At 65.3% G+C, this 16,713-nt stretch carries 14 protein-coding genes; 7 read left to right on the top strand and 7 right to left on the bottom strand.

The features are described from left to right. Window positions 1-50: 50 nt before the first annotated feature. Genes ASF77_RS20365 through ASF77_RS20355 form a run of 3 tightly spaced genes read right to left on the bottom strand, consistent with a single transcriptional unit; the run spans window position 51 to window position 2,718 of the window. Complete coding sequence (locus ASF77_RS20365; protein ID WP_056343667.1) at window positions 51-845, bottom strand: ABC transporter ATP-binding protein; 795 nt, start codon at window positions 843-845, stop codon at window positions 51-53. 10 nt (window positions 846-855) lie between these two features. Then, window positions 856-1,719, bottom strand: a complete 864-nt coding sequence (locus ASF77_RS20360; RefSeq protein ID WP_056343665.1) for an ABC transporter permease — start codon at window positions 1,717-1,719, stop codon at window positions 856-858. A 15-nt stretch (window positions 1,720-1,734) separates the two neighbouring features. Continuing rightward, window positions 1,735-2,718 (bottom strand): ABC transporter substrate-binding protein, encoded by a 984-nt coding sequence (locus tag ASF77_RS20355; protein WP_056343662.1) that lies wholly within the window; start codon window positions 2,716-2,718, stop codon window positions 1,735-1,737. Between the two features lie 273 nt (window positions 2,719-2,991). Between ASF77_RS20355 and ffh the strand changes: the two genes are divergently transcribed. Next, on the top strand, window positions 2,992-4,359 hold the full coding sequence (gene ffh, locus ASF77_RS20350) for a signal recognition particle protein (protein ID WP_056343659.1): 1,368 nt from the start codon (window positions 2,992-2,994) through the stop codon (window positions 4,357-4,359). A gap of 360 nt (window positions 4,360-4,719) precedes the next feature. Next, the gene (locus ASF77_RS20345; protein ID WP_056343657.1) at window positions 4,720-5,121 is read left to right on the top strand and encodes an SWIB/MDM2 domain-containing protein; all 402 of its coding nucleotides are present in this window, start codon (window positions 4,720-4,722) and stop codon (window positions 5,119-5,121) included. Window positions 5,122-5,289: 168 nt separating this feature from the next. Here ASF77_RS20345 and ASF77_RS20340 read toward each other — a convergent pair whose 3' ends face one another. The 4 genes from ASF77_RS20340 to ASF77_RS20325 all read right to left on the bottom strand — a co-directional run bounded on the left by ASF77_RS20340 (window position 5,290) and on the right by ASF77_RS20325 (window position 10,668). Further along, window positions 5,290-6,690 (bottom strand): alkaline phosphatase, encoded by a 1,401-nt coding sequence (locus ASF77_RS20340; RefSeq protein WP_056343652.1) that lies wholly within the window; start codon window positions 6,688-6,690, stop codon window positions 5,290-5,292. Between the two features lie 20 nt (window positions 6,691-6,710). Then, on the bottom strand, window positions 6,711-8,141 hold the full coding sequence (locus ASF77_RS20335; protein WP_082493930.1) for an alkaline phosphatase: 1,431 nt from the start codon (window positions 8,139-8,141) through the stop codon (window positions 6,711-6,713). Between the two features lie 152 nt (window positions 8,142-8,293). Beyond that, window positions 8,294-8,938: a lytic transglycosylase domain-containing protein gene (locus tag ASF77_RS20330; RefSeq protein ID WP_373961958.1), complete on the bottom strand. Its 645-nt coding sequence runs from the start codon at window positions 8,936-8,938 to the stop codon at window positions 8,294-8,296. Continuing rightward, a complete protein-coding gene (locus ASF77_RS20325) occupies window positions 8,938-10,668 on the bottom strand; it encodes a proline--tRNA ligase (RefSeq protein WP_056343646.1) in 1,731 nt (576 codons plus the stop codon). The genes ASF77_RS20330 and ASF77_RS20325 overlap by 1 nt, the downstream gene beginning before the upstream one ends. 204 nt (window positions 10,669-10,872) lie before the next feature. Between ASF77_RS20325 and ASF77_RS20320 the strand changes: the two genes are divergently transcribed. The 5 genes from ASF77_RS20320 to ASF77_RS20300 all read left to right on the top strand — a co-directional run bounded on the left by ASF77_RS20320 (window position 10,873) and on the right by ASF77_RS20300 (window position 16,658). Further along, a complete protein-coding gene (locus ASF77_RS20320; RefSeq protein ID WP_056343643.1) occupies window positions 10,873-11,493 on the top strand; it encodes an RNA pyrophosphohydrolase in 621 nt (206 codons plus the stop codon). A gap of 144 nt (window positions 11,494-11,637) precedes the next feature. Continuing rightward, window positions 11,638-13,158, top strand: coding sequence for a retroviral-like aspartic protease family protein (locus tag ASF77_RS20315; RefSeq protein ID WP_082493929.1), 1,521 nt, complete (start codon window positions 11,638-11,640; stop codon window positions 13,156-13,158). 2 nt (window positions 13,159-13,160) lie between these two features. After that, complete coding sequence (locus tag ASF77_RS20310; protein ID WP_056343638.1) at window positions 13,161-14,675, top strand: aspartyl protease family protein; 1,515 nt, start codon at window positions 13,161-13,163, stop codon at window positions 14,673-14,675. After that, the gene (locus ASF77_RS20305; protein WP_056343634.1) at window positions 14,672-16,201 is read left to right on the top strand and encodes a retroviral-like aspartic protease family protein; all 1,530 of its coding nucleotides are present in this window, start codon (window positions 14,672-14,674) and stop codon (window positions 16,199-16,201) included. Before ASF77_RS20310 ends, ASF77_RS20305 begins: the two co-directional genes overlap by 4 nt. Window positions 16,202-16,229: 28 nt before the next feature. Then, window positions 16,230-16,658 carry a DUF1841 family protein gene (locus tag ASF77_RS20300; RefSeq protein WP_056343631.1) on the top strand — a complete coding sequence of 143 codons (429 nt, stop codon included), beginning with the start codon at window positions 16,230-16,232 and terminating at the stop codon, window positions 16,656-16,658. Window positions 16,659-16,713: the final 55 nt, after the last annotated feature.

Genomic DNA, 16,713 nt, shown 5'->3' with positions numbered 1-16,713 from the left:
TACACCATCGACACCCGCCGGTGGCAGGCCCTGCCCTGCCCGCCAGGCGCCTAGTCGACGGCCGCCATGCGGCGCTCGTCCTGGTGATGGCGCTGCTGCTCTTCCATGACGAGCTGGCCCAGTTCGCGTTTCAGGTCGTTGAAGGCGGGCGAAGCCGGGTCGCGCCCGCGCGGCAGATCCACCAGGATGTCGCGCTTGACCGTGCCCGGCCGATAGGTCATGACGACGATGCGGTCGGCCAGATAGATCGCCTCTTCGATGCTGTGGGTGACGAACAGGATCGTCTTCTTCGTCTCCATCCAGATGCGCAGCAGCTCGTCCTGCAGGTTGCGCCGGGTGAGCGCGTCGAGCGCGCCGAAGGGTTCGTCCATCAGCATGATGGGCGAATCGAGCGCCAGCACGCGCGCGATCGCCACCCGCTGGCGCATGCCGCCGGACAGGTCTTTCGGATAGCGCGTGCGAAATTCCGAGAGCGACAGCATGTGCAGCAGCTTCTCGACCGTGCCGGCAATGCGCGCCTTGGCCAGTCCCTTGATCTCGAGCCCGAAGGCGACGTTCTTCTCGACCGTCATCCAGGGAAACAGCGCATATTCCTGGAACACCATGCCGCGTTCCGGCCCCGGCCCGGTGACGGGCGCGCCGTCGACCAGGATGCTGCCGCCGGTCGGATGGGAAAAGCCGGCCACGGCGTTGAGCAGGGTCGACTTGCCGCAGCCCGAAGGCCCGAGCAGGCAGGTGAACTGGCCGGGCGCGATGTCGAGGCTGATGTCCTGCAGCGCCACGATCTCGCGCCGCCCGCTGGCGAAGACTTTATTGACCTTCTGAATGCGGATATGCGCTTCCATGCGTGCTCCCTCAATGCTCCAGGCCGCGGTGCCAGCGCAGCAGGTAGTTGTTCAGGCGGTTCATGCCGATGTCGATGGCGAGACCGAGCATGCCGATGGTGATCATGCCGGCGATGATCTTGTCCGACCAAAAATACTCGCGCGCTTCCAGGATGCGAAAGCCCAGGCCGTTGTTCACCGCAATCATCTCGGAGACGATGACGACGATGAAGGCGGTGCCGATGCCGATCCGCACACCCGACAGGATGTAGGGCACGGCCGCCGGCAGGATCACGCGGTAGAACACCGTGCCGCGGCCGGCGCCCAGGCTGCGCGCCGCGCGCAGATAGATGCCGTCGACCTGGCGCACGCCGGCGATGGTGTTCATCAAGACCGGAAAGAAGGCGCCCAGCGCGATCAGGAACACGGCGGGCGGATTACCCAGGCCGAACCAGAGGATGGCCAGCGGGATGTAGGCGATCGGCGGAATCGGACGCAGCAGCTGCACCAGGGGGTTCATCCAGGCGTAGACGGCGGGGATCGCGCCCATCGCCAGTCCCAGCGGCAGGGCCAGGCCGCCGCCGATGGCGAAGCCCACCACCACCCTGTACAGACTGGTAAGGGTGTCGACCACCAGCTCGCCCGAAAAAGCCCAGGCCCACCAGGCCGATGACCACCAGATGCGGCCGCCATGCTCCTCGTAAGCTTGCAGCGGCAGCAGGTACTCGACCCATTTGTGGCCGACGTCGACCGGCGCCGGCAGCACCTGCGGGTTGACCAGGCCGGCGCTGGCCACGGCCTGCCAGATCAGGATCGCCAGCAGCGGCACCACCATGCCGACCGCGCGCGCCTGCCACTCGCGGCGCCACGCCGTGCTTGCCTTCGGCTCATTCATGATCGCTCTCCCGCCTCAGTTCACGTTCAGGCTTTTCTTGGCCGCGGCCAGCAGGTCGGTGCGCACCCAGTCGCGCGCCACCGGCGGCTGGCGCATGCGCCCCACCCCGGTTTTCGCCATGGTGTCGGTCGTGACCTGGATGTGCTCGGCCGTGATGTCGTACGAATACGGCGCGTTGCCGATCGCGTCCTCGAAGTCGTCGACGCTGATCTGGCCCTTGAAAATCGTCTCGCGCACGTATTTCGAGGCCAGCGCCTTGTCGTCGATGAAGGCCTTGGTCGCCTGCACGAAGCAGCGCATGAATTTTTCGGCGAGCGGGCGCCGCGTGTTGTAGAACTGTTCGGTCATGACCATGGTGCGCACGGGCGAGCCGATCGGGGTGTCGTAGGGTTTCAGCACTTCGACGCCAAAGGCCTTGTTGATCGCCTGCGAGGCCTGCGGTTCGGACTGCATCATGGCGTCGATCTGCTTGCCGATCATGGCGGCGTTCAGGTCGGCGTACGAGAGGAAGACCAGCTGCACGTCCTTGCCCGGTTCGGTGCCCGAACTGAGCTTGTGCTTCTGCAGCTCGGCCATGAGCAGCACTTCCTGGATGGCGCCGCGCGTGACGCCGACGCGCTTGCCCTTCAAGTGGGCGACGCTCGTGATGTTCTGCCCCGGCTGCGCCACCAGGCGCGCGCCGCCGGTGGCGAAGCCGGCCACCACCAGGATCGGGGCGCCGCCGGCGCGGCCGGAAATCGCGGCCTCGGACGCGGTGGCGCCGACATCGAGTTCGCCGGCGATGATCGCCTGCATCACGTCGAGTCCCTTGGCGAAGGTTTTTTCCTCGACCTTGATGCCGCACCTGGGTGCGATCTCCTTGATGTACGAGATGGCGCCGAAATGGGCCAGCTTGATGTTCCCGAGCCTTACGACTTCCTGGGCCTGTACCTGGCTCTGCGCAGCGCTTGCGGCCAGCAAGGCCAGCGCGGCCAGGGTTTTGCCGAATTTGTGCATCATGCCTGTCTCCCTTGTGTAGGCCGAAAAGGCGGCCGTTGCCGCCGCGGCGCTTATCTTTCCTCGAAACTGATGTCAAAAGGAAAGGACTCACCGCGAATCCAGAATGTGTCAGATAAAGCAAGCTCGGCTTTTGATGTGGAACAAGATGACGGCGGCCAAAAATTCGCGCGGCAAAAAGGCGGCAAGGACGGGCGGGCGAGCTGGGCGCAGGGTAAAATGACGGATTCGGAAATGCGGTTCCTGTCGAATTGCCGCCTTATATATAGGTAGAACATGCTAGATAACCTTACCCAACGCCTTGCCAAGGTCGTCAAGACGATGCGCGGCGAGGCCCGCCTGACCGAGGCGAACACCTCCGAGATGCTGCGCGAAGTACGCCTGGCCCTGCTCGAGGCCGACGTGGCCCTGCCGGCGGTGCGCGAATTCATCGCCAAGGTCAAGGAAAAAGCGCTGGGCGAAGAAGTCATCGGCTCGCTCAGCCCCGGCCAGGCCCTGGTCGGCGTGGTGCAGCGCGAGCTGGCCGCCCTGATGGGCGCCGACCTCGGCCCCGAAGCGACCCAGCTGTCGTTCGCGCAGCAGCCGCCGGCGATCATCCTGATGGCCGGTTTGCAGGGTGTCGGTAAAACGACCACCACCGGCAAGCTCGCCAAGTACCTGAAGGAGCAGAAGAAGAAAAAGGTGCTGACCGTCTCGGCCGACGTGTATCGTCCGGCTGCGATCGCCCAGCTCGAATCGGTGACCAAGCAGGTCGGCGCCGACTTCTTCCCGTCCTCGTCGACCGACAAGCCGGTCGACATCGCCCTGAACGCGCTGGACTGGGCCAAGAAGCATTACCACGACGTCCTGATCATCGACACCGCCGGCCGCCTCGGTATCGACGAAGCGATGATGCAGGAAATCGCCGCCGTCCACGGCGCGGTGAAACCGATCGAGACCCTGTTCGTGGTCGACGCCATGCTGGGCCAGGATGCGATCAACACCGCCAAGGCCTTCAACGACGCGCTGCCGCTGACCGGCATCGTGCTGACCAAGCTCGATGGCGATTCGCGCGGCGGTGCGGCGCTGTCGGTGCGCCACGTGACCGGCAAGCCGATCAAGTTCGCCGGCGTCTCGGAAAAGCTCGATGGCCTGGAGGCCTTCGATCCGACCCGCATGGCCAGCCGCGTGCTGGGCATGGGCGACATCATGGCGCTGGTCGAAGAGGCCCGCAAAGGCGTCGACGAAAAAGCCGCGGCCGACATGGCCAACAAGATCAAGTCGGGCGGCCGCTTCGACATGAACGACTTCAAGGCGCAGCTGTCGCAGATGAAGAAGATGGGCGGCATGTCGGGTCTGCTGGACAAACTGCCGGCGCAGTTCCAGCAGGCCGCGGCGGGCGCCAACATGGATCAGGCCGAGAAGCAGGTCAAGCGCATGTGCGGCATCATCGATTCGATGACGCCGCTGGAACGCGCCAAGCCGGAGCTGATCAAGGCCAACCGCAAGCGCCGCATCGCCGCCGGCGCCGGCGTGCAGGTGCAGGAAGTCAACCGCATGCTGAACCAGTACGACCAGATGCAGACGATGATGAAAAAGCTGAAGGGCGGCGGCTTGATGAAGATGATGCGCGGTATGAAAGGCATGATGCCCGGTATGCGGTAGTAGGAATCTCGAATACCCTACTGCGCGTTGCACTGTCGGCCTGCGATGCTCGCTGTACTACTCGTACAGCTGCGCGTCTCGGCCAACATTGCTGCCGCTCGCTACGGTTCTTCGAGATTCTGAAGCTTTAGCGGAATCTTTTGTCCTCTTAAAACGCCGCGCCCGACCTCTGTCGGCGCGGCGTTTTTGCATGCGTTTTATGGCGCTTTTTCACTCTATCCGGACGAGTTGCGTATAAACCCTGTTTTTTGGGCTTATCAGAGTGAAAAAATGGTGAAAAAGACTTGCAGGAACAGTAAAACGCCACCAATATAAGCCGTGCGATGTATTGCGCAATTTCTCATATTAGGAGGCTCGAAGATGGCAACAGCCAAGAAATCCCCAGCAGCGCCTGCAAAAAAGGCAGCCGCGAAGCCGGCCGCCGCGGCCAAGCCTGCAGCGAAGAAGGCAGCAGCTCCTGCCAAGGAAGCAGCACCGAAAGCAGCAGCCGCCAAGAAACCGGCCGCCGCACGCAAGCCAAACGCCGCGTTCATGAAAGAACTGACGCCGTCGGCCGAACTGGCTGCAGTGGTCGGCAACAAGCCGCTGCCACGCACCGAGGTGACGAAGAAAGTCTGGGAATACATCAAGAAAGCGGATCTGCAGGCTGCGGACAACCGCCAGATGATCAACGCCGACGACAAGCTGAAAGCCGTCTTCGGTGGCAAGGCCCAGGTCTCGATGTTCGAAATGACCAAGCTGATTTCGAATCACCTGAAATAAGAATACCTGGCCTTCTGGCCGGATGTTTAAAAAGCCCCGATCTCACGATCGGGGCTTTTTGTTTTAAATGGGGTTTGCATTTGTAGGGTGGGCGCCCCGTGCCCACCGAGCGATGCGCAAGCGAGACCTATGCTTCTGGTGGGCACAGGGCGCCCACCCTACGGTTCATCACAAGCCCGCCGCCGCCTTCATCAGCGTGAACACATGCGTGTTCTCGATCGTGCCGCGGAAGGGCGCCGAGCCGGCGCCGGCGGCATACAGCTTGACGTCGCCGCCGCCGTGCGATTCGCTCGACCACTTCACGCCCGTCTCCTGGTGGTAGTCCGCGGCCAGCGCCTTGGCGCTGTCGACATCGGCGCGCACGTCCGGGCGGTTCGGGCCGTTGCCGAAGACGAGGGTGGTGTAGGTCTTGCCGTCGGCGTCGCGCGTCGGCTCGCCGTCGCGGTAGCCGCGCACGATGTCGAGTACCGGGTTGCCGCGCTTCGGGTAGCCGTTCAAGACCATCGTGTGGTCGTGATCGGCGGTGACGACGATCAGGGTGTTGTCCAGGCCCGGATCGATGGCGCGCATGCGCTCCACCGCGGTCTGGATCGCCTCGTCGAACGCCACCGTCTCGATCAGGGCATTGCGCGCATTCGTATCGTGCAGCGCGTGGTCGATCTTGCCGCCTTCGACCATCAGGAAGAAGCCTTTCGGATTGGTGGACAGAAGTTCGATCGACTTGGCCGTCATCTCGGCCAGCGTCGGCTGCTCGGGACGGCGTTTGGAGGCGTAGTCGAGATGGCTCTCGGCGCTGTACAGGCCGAGGAATTTCTGGCCGGGGCGGCCCGAGGCCATGTCGGCGCGCGTATTGGCGATGAAATAGCCCTGCTTTTCCAGCTCGGCCACCAGGTCGCGCCCGTCGCCGCGGCCCTTCGGATTGCGCTTGGCCTCATACGGCGTGAAGTGGTTGCGCCCGCCGCCCATCAGGACGTCGACGCCGTCCTTCAGGCGCGGGTTGAAACCGGCGCCGCCGGGCACGAGCTGCTCGGCGATGTTGTAGGCCATGTCGCGGTCGCAGACGTGCGAGAAGGTCGAGGCCGGCGTGGCGTGCGTCAGCTCGGTCGTCGTGATCGCGCCGACCGACTTGCCGGCCGCCTTGGCCAGTTCCAGGATCGTCATCGGCGCCGTGCCGTTACCGGTGCCGCAGCGGTCAATGCTTGGATTACCGTTGCCGTCCTTTCCCGGTGCGACCGGTTTCGCGTCCTTCAGCGAGATGACGTCGTTGTTGATCTTCACGCCCGTCATGTAGGCGCCCATCGAGGGCGCGCTGTCGGTCACCTGGGCGTCGGCCGAATAGGTCTTGATGCGCGCGGTGCGATCGAGCCGTTCGAAATCGAGCAAGCCGTCTTCGCCGGCCTTGAAGATGCGCGCGGCCGTGATCGTGGTCGGGCCCATGCCGTCGCCGAGGAAGAAGATGATGTTCTTGGCTTGCGCCTTCGGCGCCAGGCGCATGGTGTTTGCGGTCTGCGCGGTCGCGGCGCCGCAGCAGGCTGCCAGCAGCAGCGTGGAAAGGAGGGTTCTGGTCATTGCTTGCTTTCGTGCGGCGCTCATAATCCCGCCGCGGTCTTGATCAGTTCGAAAACGCGGGTGTTGTCGATCGTCCCGCGGAACAGCTCGGCATTGGCGCCGGCCGCGCCCAGATAGACGTCGGCGCCGCCATGGGTCTCGGCGCCGGTCTTGGTGCGCACCACGGCTTCCTGATGGTAGTCGTCGCCGGCCGCGATCTCGTCGGTGAGCTTCACGTCCTTGCGGCTGCCCTGGATGCGGTGCTCGCCCGTGCCGAAGCCCAGGATCGTGAACGGCGCGCCGTCCTTGTCCAGGCGGACTTTCCCGTCCGGCAGGCTGCGCACCAGGCCCAGCACGCCGGCATTGGTCGGCGTGGTCTTGCCGGTGCGCGGCGAATAGCCGTTGATCAGCAGGGTGTGGTCATGGTCGGCGGTGGCGACGATCAGGGTATTCTTCAGGCCCGGATCGAGCCTGTTCATCTTGTCGAGCGCGGTCTTGATGGCGGCGTTGTAGCCGACCGTCTCCTGCAGCGCGCGCTTGGCCAGCGTGGCGTGCAGGCCGTGGTCGATCAGGCCGCCCTCGACCATCAGGAAGAAACCATTCGGATTGTTCGCCAGGATGTCGATCGCTTTCGCCGTCATCTCGGACAGCGCCGGCTGCTGCGCCGGGTCGCGCGCGGCTTCGTATTTAAAATGGTTTTGCGCGAACAGGCCGATGGCCGGCTGGCTGTTGGCGGCCAGCGCCTGCAGCTGCGCCGTGTTCGATGCCACGCGCCAGCCCTTGCCCTGCAGTTCGGTGAGCAGGTTGCGGCCGTCGCCGCGCTTGCCGCCGGCGTCCAGCGGCGTGAATTGCTGGGCGCCGCCGCCGAAGACCAGATCGAGGCCGGTTGCGCCGAGCGCCTTGTTGTAGCCGGCGCCGCCTGGCACCAGGGCCGCCGCGATGTCTTCCTCGAGCTTGCGGTGGCAGGCGTGGGCATAGGTCGCGGCGGGCGTGGCGTCGGTGACGCTGGTGGTGGTGACGACGCCGGCGGCCATGCCGCGCGCTTTTGCCAGCTCGGCCAGGGTCGGCACGGCGTGGCCGTTGTTGCAGCGGCTGACGGTCCGCTTGCCTTCCGTGGCTGGCGCGATCGAGCGGGTGTCGGTCGACATCGAGATCACGCCATTGTTCTGTTTTACGCCGGTCATGTAGGCCGACATCGAGGCGGCGCTGTCGGTGACTTGCGCGTCGTTCGAGAAGGTTTTCACGAAGGCCGATTCGGGCAGCGTGTCGATGGCGAGCTCGCCGTCTTCGCCGACGGCGTAGATGCGGGCCGCGGTCAGGGTGTTGATGCCCATGCCGTCGCCGAGGAAGAAGATGATGTTTTTCGCTTGTCCGGCGACGGCTGGACGGGTGCCCGTTGCGGCCGGGCCGGTCGAGGCGCAACCGGCAAGCGCCGAAAGCAGGCACGCGGCGGCGAGAGTGTTCATTCGCATGATGGAGTGTGGAGCGGGGAAAGGGTGGAGTCTACACCGGCAGCAAGGAGCGTGGTGAAGTTGATATGTTAGGGTTTTGTAAGGTAGGCGGGTTTCCGCCCACGCGTTCAGCGCACGTTTGAAATGTCGCGAAGTTTCAAAGACCGGTTGAACTACCGCGACGCGACCGCCACCGGATTGAACTCCCACCGCTTCCACGCCGCCAGCACCGCGTTCGGATACTGCGGCTTGCCGCGGCTGCCGTTATAGCGGCCCAGCGCCAGATACAGGTTGCCGCGTTCCATGTCGATGTACATGCGCAGGATGGCGCAGCCGTAGCGCAGGTTCGTCTGCATGTGGAAGAGTTTGCGGCGGTCGCTGTCGCCGATGACCTTCGTCCAGAAGGGCATCACCTGCATGTAGCCGCGCGCGCCGACGATCGAGACGGCGTACTTGCGGTAGGCCGATTCGACCTGGATCAGGCCCAGCACCAGGCCCGGGTCGAGTCCGGCGCGGGTCGATTCGTACCAGACCGATTCGAGGAACTCGGTGCGCGACTGGTCGTCCGGCAGGCGCTTTTTGAGGCGCGCCGACATCTCGCCGAACCAGGCCTGGTAGCGCACCCGCGCCGCCTCGTCGCGGAAGGTGGGCTTCGGTGGGCGGGTGTCGGCGATCGCGTTCGACAGGGCCAGGCGCACGGAGTCGGCCAGCGCCTCTTCCTTCTGGTTGCCGGCGTGCGCCGGCCCGCCGGCAAGCGCGGCGGCGCACAGCAGGCCGCCCAGCCAGGCTGCGACCCGGCCATGTCCCCGCATCGGCATCACTGGCCCAGCTTGCCCTTGATGAAGCCGACCATCTCCGCCACCGGCACGGCGGTCGCTTCGCTGTCGCGGCGGCCCTGGTATTCCAGGTTGCCTTCCTTGAGGCCGCGCTCGCCGATGACGACGCGGTGCGGCACGCCGATCAGCTCCCAGTCGGCGAACATCGCGCCCGGACGCAGGCCACGGTCGTCGACGATGACATCCACGCCGGCCGCCTGCAGGTCGGCGTAGAGCTGCTCGACCTGGGTCTTGACCATCTCGCTGCGATCCATGCCCATCGGGCACAGCACGAGCTGGAACGGCGCCAGCGCGTCCGGCCAGACGATGCCCTTGTCGTCGAAGTTCTGCTCGATCGCCGCGCCCAGGATGCGGGTCACGCCGATGCCGTAGCAGCCCATCTGCAGCGGCGCCGGCTTGCCGTTCTCGTCCAGGAAGGTCGCGCCCATCTTTTCCGAGTAGGCGGTGCCGAGCTGGAACACGTGGCCGACTTCGATGCCGCGCTCGATGGCGAGCACGCCCTTGCCGTCCGGCGAAGCGTCGCCCTCGACCACGTTGCGCAGGTCGGCAACGATCGGTTCCGGCAGGTCGCGGCCCCAGTTCACGCCCGTCAGGTGGGCGTCGACCTCATTCGCGCCGCAGACGAAATCGCCCATGTTGGCGACCGTGCGGTCGGCAACGATGGTCACCGGCTGCTTTGGCGCGACCGGGCCCAGGTAGCCCGGCACGGTGCCGTAGACTTCCTGGATCTCGGCTTCGGTCGAGAAGCGGTGATTCGCCAGGCCGGCCACCTTGCCGACCTTGACTTCGTTCAGCTCGTGGTCGCCGCGCAGCAGCAGCATGAAGTACTGTTTCGAGACCTTGCCCTCTTCTTCCTGCTCGACCGTCAGCGCGATCGTCTTGACGGTGCGCGACAGCGGCAGGTTCAGCAGCTCGGCCACGCTTTCGCACTTGGTCTTGCCAGGCGTCGGCACCTTTTTCATTTCCTCGGCGGGTGCCGCGCGCTCGCCGATGGCCAGCGCCTCGGCCGCTTCCATGTTGGCGGCGAAATCCGAATCCGGGCAATAGACCAGCGCGTCTTCGCCGGTGCTGGCGATCACGTGGAATTCATGCGAGCCGGTGCCGCCGATGGCGCCGTTATCGGCCGCCACCGCGCGGAATTTCAAACCAAAACGGTTGAAGATGCGGACATAGGCGTCGAACATGATCTGGTAGGACTTCTGCATGCCTTCCAGGTCGCGGTCGAAGGAATAGGCATCCTTCATCGTGAATTCGCGGCCGCGCATCAGGCCGAAGCGCGGACGGCGCTCGTCGCGGAACTTGGTCTGGATGTGGTAAAAATTCAGCGGCAGCTGGCGGTAGGATTTGATCTCGCTGCGCACCACATCGGTGACGACTTCTTCCGAAGTCGGCTGGATGGCGAACTCGCGGCCGTGGCGATCCTTGACGCGCATGAGTTCAGCACCCATCTTGTCCCAGCGGCCGGTTTCCTGCCACAGTTCGGCCGGCTGCACGACCGGCATCAGCAGTTCGAGGGCGCCCGACTTGTTCATTTCTTCGCGGATGATGGCCTCGACCTTGCGGATCACGCGCAAGCCGACCGGCATGTACGTATAGATACCGGAACCGAGGCGCTTGATCATCCCGGCGCGCATCATGAGCTGGTGGCTGACGATCTCGGCGTCGGACGGCGCTTCTTTAAGCGTAGAAATAAAAAATCGTGAGGCGCGCATATCGATGAATTCTTTTTAAAAAGAGAGAGTTATAATCGACCTAATTTTAAAGGATTAGCTGGCTGATGCGTCCAATCTTTGTACAAATGGGTCCGGAACACGCAGCGTCCGCCGTTTTCGTCGTGCACGAGGGAAGCTGACGTGTGGATTTGTAGGTAAAAATGTAAGGGACACAGAAGCCGGCAGAAAGTTTCGAGGTGTCTTATGCTCGATCGGGAAGGGTTCCGCCCCAACGTCGGCATCATCCTGCTGAACGCCAATAACGAGGTGTGGTGGGGCAAGCGGGTGCGCGAGCACTCATGGCAATTTCCGCAAGGAGGTATCAAATACGGCGAGACGCCGGAACAGGCGATGTACCGCGAGCTCGAGGAAGAAATCGGTTTGCGCCAGGAGCACGTCAAGATTGTGGGCCGTACCCGCGACTGGCTGCGCTACGAGGTGCCGGATCATTTCATCAAGCGCGAGATCCGCGGGCATTACCGCGGCCAGAAGCAGATCTGGTTCCTGTTGCGCATGGTTGCGCGCGACAACGACGTGAATCTGCGCCTGACCGACCATCCGGAGTTCGACGCCTGGCGCTGGCACGACTATTGGGTGCCGCTGGACGTGGTCATCGAATTCAAGCGCGATGTCTACCAGCGGGCCTTGCAGGAGCTGTCGCGTTTTCTCACCATGCCGCCCAACGGCGGCCATGGCGAGCGCCGCCACAGCGCGCGTTACCTGCGCCAGCCGCGCACCACCAGCAGCTCGGCGGGCAGCAAGTCTGCCGCCAAGGCGCCGGTGGCGAGCGGCGAAGCGCAGTTGATGCTCGCGCCGGACAAGTAAAGCGGGTCGTAAAAAACCTGTCGAAAGCAAGCCTGCCGCGTATCCGGTGCGCTTGCTTTTTTTTCGTCGCGGCCCCACCACTTCGTTACAACTGCAACAATTAAAAAGTTGCAAGATAGAAAATTATTCTCGTAGAATCGGAACATGCTCCGATCCTACTCACGCGCCGCGCTCGCCCTCTGCGCCCTCCTCCCGTTCGCCGCCCAGGCCCAAGCCGATATGGCGGCTTGCCGCTATACCGAAGTCGGTGCCTTGCCGCTGCGCTACGCCGGCCCCGGTCTGCACGTCATGACCGACGGCAGCATCAACGGCACGCCGGCCACCATGCTGGTCGACACCGGCTCGCCCGACGTAGTACTGAGCAGCAACGGCGTCGCCCGCCACAAGCTACCCTTGCGTTCCACCAGCCAGACGCTGCACGGCGTCGGCGGCGAGGCGGCCATCTACACGGCGCAGGTCGATTCCCTTTCCGCCGGCCCGGTCAAGACGGGCAGCGCCACGGTGTCGGTGGTGACCGAATTCGGCGGCACGCCCGCCTTCGATGCGATCGTGGCCTCGCGCTTCCTCCTGCAGGCGGACATGGAACTGTCGCTGGCGACCAAGGAACTGCGCTTCTTCCGTCCCACTGGTTGCGCCGAGCGCCATCTCGCCTACTGGGATCCCGCGGCCATGGTCATCCCCTTCGAGGCCAGCAGCAAGGCCGATCCGAACCCGCGCTTTACGATCCTGGTCAACGGCCAGAAGATGCGGGCGATGATCGACAGCGGCACCCGCAGCACCCTCATCGGCCTGAAAGCGGCGCAGCGCGCCGGCTTGAAACTGGACGCGCCGGGCGTGACCCGGGTAGCGGACAGCGGCGGCTTCGGCAGCAAGCATGTCGCGCGCTGGGTGACCAGCTTCGACACCTTCCAGATCGGCGATGAAACCGTGCTCAACGCGGAAGTGGGCGTGATCGACTGGGACGGCCACGTCGACGTCCTGCTCGGCACCGACTTCCTGCGCAGCCACCGCGTGCTGTTCGCCATGGGCCAGCGCAAGCTCTACCTGTCGCATGTCGGCGGCGAAACGTTCAGCCAGGGCCGCACGCTCGAACCCTGGATCGTGCAGGAAGCCGAGGCCGGCAATCCCGATGCCCAGTTCCGCCTGGCCCTCGCCTACCTGGACGGTGCCGGTGTGGCGCGCAATCCGACGCTCGGCGGCAGCTGGATGGACAAGGCGGCCAAGGCGGGCAGCGCCGCGGCCAACCGGCGCACGGGGCGCCGCCTGATGCTCGAAGGCTTCCCGGCCGAGGGGGCGGCGCGCCTGCGCACGGCGCTCGACAAGCTGCCGGCCGACGGCGAGGCCGCGCTGTGGCTCTACCTCGCGCGCGTGCGCAGCAAGCAGCCTGAATTGGCCGGCACCGAACTGGCCGCCAGCTTCGCGCACAACAAGGACAATGCCTGGCCCATGCCGCTCGCCGATTTCTACCTCGGCAAACGCAGCGAGGAAGCCGTGCTGAAAGCAGCGGCGGCGCAGGCCGCGACCGCCAAAACGCGCACCTGCGAAGCGCTGACGCGGATGTCGGAGTGGCACAATGTCCACGGCGACCTGGCGCGTGCGCGGACTTTGTCCGAGCAGTTCAAGGCAGGATGCGGCCGGCCGGGCAGCGGCGCGGGCGGAGTGTGATCATGGCACGCCTCTCTCCACGCGCCACGCTTGCCTTCTGCGCCCTCCTTTTCCCCTTTGCCGCCCAGGGCCAGGCCGATGTACCGAAGTGCCGCTACGCCGAAGTCGGTTCGCTGCCGCTGCGCTACACCGGCCCCGGCCTGGCGCTGACCACCGAAGGCAGCATCAACGGCACGCCGGCCACGATGCTGGTCGATACCGGCGCCTTCGACACCGTGCTGACCAAGACCGGCACCGAGCGCCGCAAGCTGTTCATGCGCGCCACGGGCCACTACGCGCGCGGGATCGGCGGCTCCGCCACCATCTACCAGGCGCGGGTCGACGAGATCTCGGCCGGCCCGACCAAAAGCGGCCGCACCTGGCTGCCGGTGCTGGCCGACTTCGGCTTCGCGCCCTCGTTCGACGCAATCATCGGCGCGCCCTTCCTGCTCCAGGCCGACATGGAATTGTCGCTGGCGACCAAGGAACTGCGCTTTTTCCGCCCGACGGGTTGCAGCGACCGCTTCCTTGCCTACTGGGACGAGGCGGCAATGGAGATTCCGTTCGAGGGCAACAGCGGCCGCAGTCCGAACCCGCAGTTTACGGTTCTGATCAACGGCAAGAAGATGCGGGCGATGATCGATACCGGCGCCGCCAGTACGGTCATCGGGCGCAAAGCGGCCGAGCGCGCCGGCCTGAAGCTCGATGGATCGGGCGCGACCCGTTTGGGCGACAGCGCCGGCATCGGCGCCGAGCGCGTGGCGCACTGGAGCGCCACCGTCGAGACCTTCCAGATTGCCGAAGAAACCGTGAAGAATGCGGAGATCGGCGTCCTCGATTGGGACGGCGGAGTCGACATCCTGCTGGGCGCCGACTTCCTGCGCGCCCACCGCGTCCTGTTCGCGATGAGCCAGCAGAAGATCTACCTGTCGTATATCGGCGGCGATCCCTTCGGCCAGCGCCGCAAGCTCGAGCCGTGGCTGCAGCAGGAGGCCGACGCCGGCAATGGCGACGCCCAGATGGTGCTGGCCCAGATCTACCGGGCCGGGAAAATCGTGCCCCAGGATCGGGCCCTTGCCGCCAGCTGGCTGGAGAAGGCGGCGCGCGCCGGCAACCCGCAAGCGAACATCATCTCCGGACGCGAAATGATGCTGAAGGGTTTTCCCGAGGATGGCGCCGCGCGCATCCGCAGCGCGCTCGACAAGCTGCCGTCGAACCACGACGCCGCATTGTGGCTCTATATCGCGCGCGTGCGCAGCAAGCAGCTTGAGCTGGCCAAGACCGAACTGGCGGCCCATTTCGCGCGCAACGAGGACAAGGCCTGGCCGGAACCGGTCGCCGATTTCTACCTCGGCAAAATGGGCGAGGAAGCCTTGCTGAAAACAGCGGCGGCCCAGTCCGCGACGGCCAAAGCGCGCACCTGCGAAGCGCTGACGAGGATGTCGGAGTGGCACCATGTCCACGGCGACCTGGCGCGCGCCAAGGCCTTGTCGGAGCAGTTCAGGGCCGGGTGCGGACGGAGCGAGAGCGGAACATGAGCCGCCCGCATCCGCGCGCCGCGCTTGCCCTCTGCGCCCTCCTCTTTCCCTTTGCCGTCCAGGCACAGGCCGATGCACCGGCCTGCCGTTACACCCAGGTCGGTTTGCTCCGCTTGCAGTACAGCGGCGCGGAACTGGCCTTGAGCACCGCAGGCAGCATCAATGGCACCCCGGCCACCATCCTGGTCGATACCGGCGCCTTCGACACGGTACTGACCGGCACCGGCGCCGCGCGCCGCAAACTGCCCATGCGCGCCACCGGCCATTCCGCGAAAGGCATCGGCGGGGAGACTCCCATCTACCTGGCCCAGGTGGATGCACTCACGGCCGGCCCGCTGCAAACCGGCCGGCGCTGGATGCCGATGCTGGCCGAGTTCGGCCAGGCGCCCGACTACGATGCGCTGATCGGCGCGCCTTTCCTGCTGCAGGCCGACATGGAACTGTCGGTGGCGGATAAAACGCTGCGCTTCTTCCAGCCCTCGCACTGCGGCGGCGCATCGCTGGCCTATTGGGACGAGGCGGCCATGCAGATCCCGTTCGAGGCAAGTAACGATCCGAGCCCGAATCCCCAGTTCACCGTCCTCGTCAACGGCAAGAAGATGCGCGCCATGATCGACACCGGGTCGGGCAGCACCGTCATCGGCCTGGCCGCCGCCCGGCGCGCCGGCCTGCAACTGAACGCACCGGGCGTGACCCGGGTGCACGACAGCATCGGCATCGGCGCCGGCCGCGTGGCGCGCTGGAGCACCAGTTTCGCCACCTTCCAGATCGGCGATGAAGTCGTGCGCAACGCGCAGGTCGGCGTGATCGACTGGGACGGCCATGTCGATATCCTGCTCGGCGCCGATTTCCTGCGCGCCCACCGCGTGCTGATCGCCATGAGCCAGCGAAAAATCTATCTGTCCTATATCGGCGGCGAACCCTTCGGCCAGCGCAGCAAGCTCGAACGGTGGATCGTCGCGGAAGCCGAGGCGGGCAACCACGATGCGCAAATGCTCGCGTCCCACATGGCGATGAGCGGCGAAGGCACGCCCGAGGATGCGGCGCGGGCCTCCGGCTGGCTCGAACAGGCTGCCCTTGGCGCCAATCCGCTGGCAACGATGACCACCGGGCATGCACTGATCCAGCAAGGGTTCCTGGAACAGGGCCTCGTGCGCCTGCGCCATGCGGCCGACAAGCTGCCCTCGCTTCACACGGCCGCGCACTGGCTGTATCTGGGCCGCGTGCGCAGCAAGCAGCTAGAGCTGGCCGGGAGCGAACTGGCCGCCCATCGCGCGCGTAACCCGGCCAAAACCTGGCCTGCGCCGGTCACCGATTTTTATCTCGGCAAGATCACCGCCGAGGCCTTGTTGAACGGGGCGGCCGCCAGCGGCGAGCGCGCACGGGAACATACCTGCGAGGCGCTGTCGGCCATGGCGGATTGGTACGATGCACACGGCGACACCGGCCAGGCCGGCGCGCTCGCAGCCCGGTTCGAGACGGAATGCCCTCCAGCGCGCGCGCTTTCGCAACGCGCGCTACAATGACGGCCACTTCACCGTTCTGCCACTTCCCATGTTCACACCCTCCTCGCACGACGTGCGCCGCTTCTTCTGCGAAGCCTGGCGCAAGCAGCGCGCCGGCGAAGTCCTCACGCCGATGGACGCCATCGCCGCCGACTGGATCGTCCAGCATCCCGAATACCACGACGCCCTGATGGACGCCGACGAAGCCGTCGCGCGCGACTATTCGGTCGAGGGCGGCCAGCCGAATCCGTTTCTGCACCTGTCGATGCACCTGTCGATCGCCGAGCAGGTGTCGATCGACCAGCCGCGCGGCATCAAGGCGGCGCACGACCTGCTGGTCGCCCGCATCGGCAAGCACGATGCCGACCACGAGATCATGGAATGCCTGGGCGAGATGATCTGGAAATCGCAGCGCAACGGCGTCCCGCCCGATACCGAGGCGTATATCGAGTGCGTGCGGCGACGCGCGACGCGCTGAGCGCCCCCGAACTTGATACAGAAATGCGGCCGAGGCCGCATTTTTTGTATCGTGT

Origin of the sequence: Massilia sp. Leaf139 (assembly GCF_001424165.1) — a bacterium.
Taxonomy (GTDB): domain Bacteria; phylum Pseudomonadota; class Gammaproteobacteria; order Burkholderiales; family Burkholderiaceae_D; genus Telluria.
This window is presented reverse-complemented; position numbering and strand designations above follow the sequence as displayed.